This is a genomic window from Streptomyces sp. NPDC006309 (assembly GCF_040613095.1).
Classification (GTDB): domain Bacteria; phylum Actinomycetota; class Actinomycetes; order Streptomycetales; family Streptomycetaceae; genus Streptomyces.
This window is the reverse complement of the sequence record NZ_JBEXRO010000023.1, coordinates 1-3592: the sequence shown is the minus strand read 5'-3', so window position 1 is coordinate 3592 and position 3592 is coordinate 1. Positions and strand designations below refer to the sequence as shown.

Sequence of the window (3592 nt, the reverse complement as noted above, 5' to 3'; positions counted from 1 at the left end):
GGTGCCGTCTCCCCGGCCGCCCCCGGCGCCGTCTCCCTGGCCGTCGCGAACCGTGTCTCCCCGGCCCGGCCCGGTGCCGTCTCCCCGGCCGCCCCCGGCGCCGCCTTCCCGGCCGTCGCGAACCCCGTGTCCCCGAGTGGCGGCAGTCGGGGCCTACCCGGTGCTCACATCGTCAGCAGCATGGTCACCATGCCGATGCCCATCGACAGCCGGCAGGCCCGGGCCAGTTCCGGGCGGTCGCCCCAGCGGGCCGGGCCGGCCGCGGCCGCCGTGCCGGTGGCGGGCACCAGCCGCGCGCCGGCGAGCAGCACATAGCCGGTGAAGTACAGCAGGAGCGCGCCGGTCACCAGCGGCACGCCGCTGCTGCCGTGCGCGTGATGGGCGGTGGCGGGGGCCCCGGCCATCGTCACCGCCATGTAGACCATCGCCGAGCTGCCCACCAGGTGGTGCAGATGGCGGGGGCCGCCGCGCGCGGTCCACAGCGCGTGCAGCGCCGCAGCACCGAACACGGCGGCGTACACCGGCCAGGCCCACGTCGGTGGCGTGAACACCGCAGCCGGTACGGCCATCACGGCCATGCCGAAGCCCATCAGCGCCTCGCCGCCGGCGGCCCGGCGCTGCTCCTCGACACCGCTGCGCAGCCGCAGCACACAGTACGACCCGGTCGCCCCGCAGAGCGCGACCAACAGCCAGGCTGCCGACACCGGTCCGTGCAACGCGCACCTCCCCGCTCGACGGTCGGTCGAGGGATGCGATGCCCATGGCGGGCGGAGCGCACGCGAGCGCAAGGGTGTACACGGGGAGCATGCGGGGGAGCACCCGCGGTGATCGCGGGGCCGGCGCCCACCAGCCTGAAGTATTTTATAGGTAAAACATATGTTAAGTTGATGGAATGAGCAGTGCGACCCCCCGCCGTCTTCCCCTCGCCGGAGTGCTTCGCCTCGGGCGGCCCTCCGACATCTGGTTCAAGCCCGCGCTGAGCGTGGCCGTCGCGGTCGCCCCGCCCAACCTGATCCTGCTGGCCCTCGGCCGCCTCGACCTCGCGATGTACACCATGGCCGGATCGCTGTGCGCGCTCTACGGCCACAACCGCCCCTACGCCGCCCGGGCCCGTCTCCTGGCCTGGGTGGTGCTCGGCATGGTCGGCGGCCTGGCCGTCGCCCTGCTCGCCGCGGCGTTCACACCGCACGCCGTCGTCCTGGTGGCCGTCGGCGCCGTCCTCGCGGCGGTGCAGAAGGCCGTCTGCGACGCCACCCGCGTCGGACCGCCCGGCAACGTGGTGCTGACCTTCATCAGCTCCGCCTCGCTGTTCGCGCCGCAGACCCCCGGCCGGCTCCCCGGACACCTCGGACTGGCGCTCGCCGCGGGCGCCTGGGCCTGGCTCGTCGGCATGGCGCCCGGGCTGTTGCGCCCGCACGGCCCCGAGCGCCGCGCCACCGCCCAGGCCCTGCGGGCCGCCGCCGCGTACGCGGACACCCGGGGCACCGGCGACGGACACGACCGGGCCCGCGCCGCCGGCGCCGCCGCCATCCACGCCGCCTGGCAGTCCCTGCTGGCCGCCGGCGCCCGCCCCGACCGCACCCGACGCGCCCTCGAACAGCTCCTCGTCCGCGCCGAGGTCGCCCTCGCCGCACCCGCCGACACCGACCCCGCCCGGCTGCGTGCCTGGGCCCGTGACCTGCGCGGCACCGGCCGTGTCCCCCGCGTCACGGCACCGCGCGAGCACACCGACGAGCTGCTCGGCTTGGCCGTCGAACTGGCCTCCCCACGCCCGTCGCTCCGGCACCGCCTCGCTCCCCTCGCGCCGCTCGCCGCCCGCACCGCGACCGGCTGCGCCCTCGCCGGCTACGCCTCCCTCGCCCTCGGTGTCGGCCGCCCTTACTGGGCGCTGGTCACCGCGGCCTCCCTGTACCAGGCCAACGTCACCCTCACCTGGAGCCGGGGCGTCCAGCGCGTCGTCGGCAACCTCGTCGGCGTCCTCGTCTTCGCCGCCCTCGCCCCGCTCGCCCATCTGCACCCGGCCGCCCTGGTGCTGTGCGCCCTCGCGCTGAACTGCGCCGCGGAGGCGCTGATCGGCCGCAACTACTGGCTGGGCACCGTCTGCGTCACCCCGATGGCCCTCCTCGTCACCGAGTTCGCCCACGTCCAGGACTCCACCGAGCTGATCACCGAGCGGGTCGCGGACACCCTCGTCGGCGCGCTGGCCGGTTTCGTCGCAGCCGTCGTCGTCACCAACCGGCGCGCCGGCGACCGCCTGGAACAGGCGCTGACCGCGGCGGAACGCGCCCGCGAGCACGCCGCCCGGCTGCTCGCCGGACCACAGCCGGCGCCGCGCGCCCTGGAGTCCGCCCGCCGCGGCCTGGCCGCCGCCCTGGTCGACCTGCGCGCCACGGCCGACGCCGCGGCCGGCGAGTGGTGGCAGCGGGCCCTGCCCGAGGACCGGGTCGTGCTCACCGAGCAGTCCGGACACCGTACGCTCGCGGCGACGGTACGGCGTCAGGGGCTCGTACCGCGGCACCGGGACCAGGACCAGGACCCGGGCAGGACGACGACGGAGGACATACGGCCATGACGGCGACGAACGGCGCGGCGACGCCCACGAGCGACGCGGCCGGTGCCCGGGCGGGTGCCGGTACCGGCCCCGGCACCGCGCGCAACGACACCGTCGCCGCCGTCGTCCGCCAGTGGCAGGCCGTCCACCCCGAGCTGGACACCTGGCCCATGGAGGTCATCGGCCGGATCAACCGCTGCGCCGCCCTGCTCCAGCAGGCCGAGGACGCGCCGCTGCGCCGGGCCGGGCTGAGCCGTCCCGAGTTCGACCTGCTGGGCGCGCTGCGCCGCACCGGGCACGAGCTGACCCCGGGGGAGCTGGCCCGGGAGACCTTCTCCTCCGGGGCCGCCGTCACTAAGCGGCTCAAGCAGCTGACCGAGCGCGGCCTGGTGGAGCGGCGGGGTGACACCCGGGACCGCCGCGTCGCCCACGTCCGCCTCACCGACGCCGGCCGCGACCTGGTCGACGGCATCCTCCCCGAGCAACTCGCCTACGAGACGGCCGTCCTGTCCGTCCTCGACCAGGAGGGCCAGGACGGACTCTCCGGCCTGCTCGCCGAGCTGCTCAGCCGCCTGGAGGGCCGGATGAACGCGCTACGCACGTAGCGCACCACCGCGGTTACGAGGCCGGATGCCTCCGACCTCCGACACGGGCTCCCGGCCCCGGACCCCGGGCTCTGGCTCCCGGCCCCGGCCCCGGCCTCCGACCCCCGGCCTCCGACCCTTGGTCCCCGGCCCCTGGTCCCCGGCCTCCGACCCTTGGTCCCCGGCCCCTGGTCCCCGGCCTCCGACCCTTGGTCCCCGGCCCCTGGTCCCCGGCCTCCGGCCTCTGGTCTCCGGGCTCCGGTACCCGGCCCCCGGCCCCGGCCTCTGGTCTCCGGCCCCCGGCCCCGGCCCCCGGCCCCGGCCTCCGGCCTCTGGTCTCCGGGCTCCGGTACCCGGCCCCGGCCTCCGGCCCCGGCCTCCGGCCCCGGCCTCCGGCCCCGGCCTCCGGCCCCGGCCTCCGGCCCCGGCCTCCGGCCCCGGCCTCCGGCCCCGGCCT

3 protein-coding genes are annotated in these 3592 nt (G+C 77.1%); 2 read left to right on the top strand and 1 reads right to left on the bottom strand.

Features of this window, described 5'->3' with window-relative positions; translation table 11 throughout:
• Positions 1-164: 164 nt before the first annotated feature.
• Positions 165-716, bottom strand: a complete 552-nt coding sequence (locus ABZ117_RS25970; protein ID WP_356824200.1) for a DUF5134 domain-containing protein — start codon at positions 714-716, stop codon at positions 165-167.
• Between the two features lie 176 nt (positions 717-892).
• Between ABZ117_RS25970 and ABZ117_RS25965 the strand changes: the two genes are divergently transcribed.
• Together ABZ117_RS25965 and ABZ117_RS25960 are read left to right on the top strand one after the other, a co-directional pair.
• Entirely contained in the window at positions 893-2572 is a 1680-nt protein-coding gene (locus tag ABZ117_RS25965; protein ID WP_356824199.1) for an FUSC family protein, read from the top strand.
• Entirely contained in the window at positions 2569-3156 is a 588-nt protein-coding gene (locus ABZ117_RS25960; RefSeq protein WP_356824198.1) for a MarR family transcriptional regulator, read from the top strand. The genes ABZ117_RS25965 and ABZ117_RS25960 overlap by 4 nt, the downstream gene beginning before the upstream one ends.
• Positions 3157-3592: the final 436 nt, after the last annotated feature.

What these genes read in the sequence shown, in the direction of transcription:
- ABZ117_RS25965 (WP_356824199.1), top strand. Translation starts at nt 893, where the DNA reads ATGAGCAGTGCGACCCCCCGCCGTCTTCCCCTCGCCGGAGTGCTTCGC.
- ABZ117_RS25960 (WP_356824198.1), top strand. Translation starts at nt 2,569, where the DNA reads ATGACGGCGACGAACGGCGCGGCGACGCCCACGAGCGACGCGGCCGGT.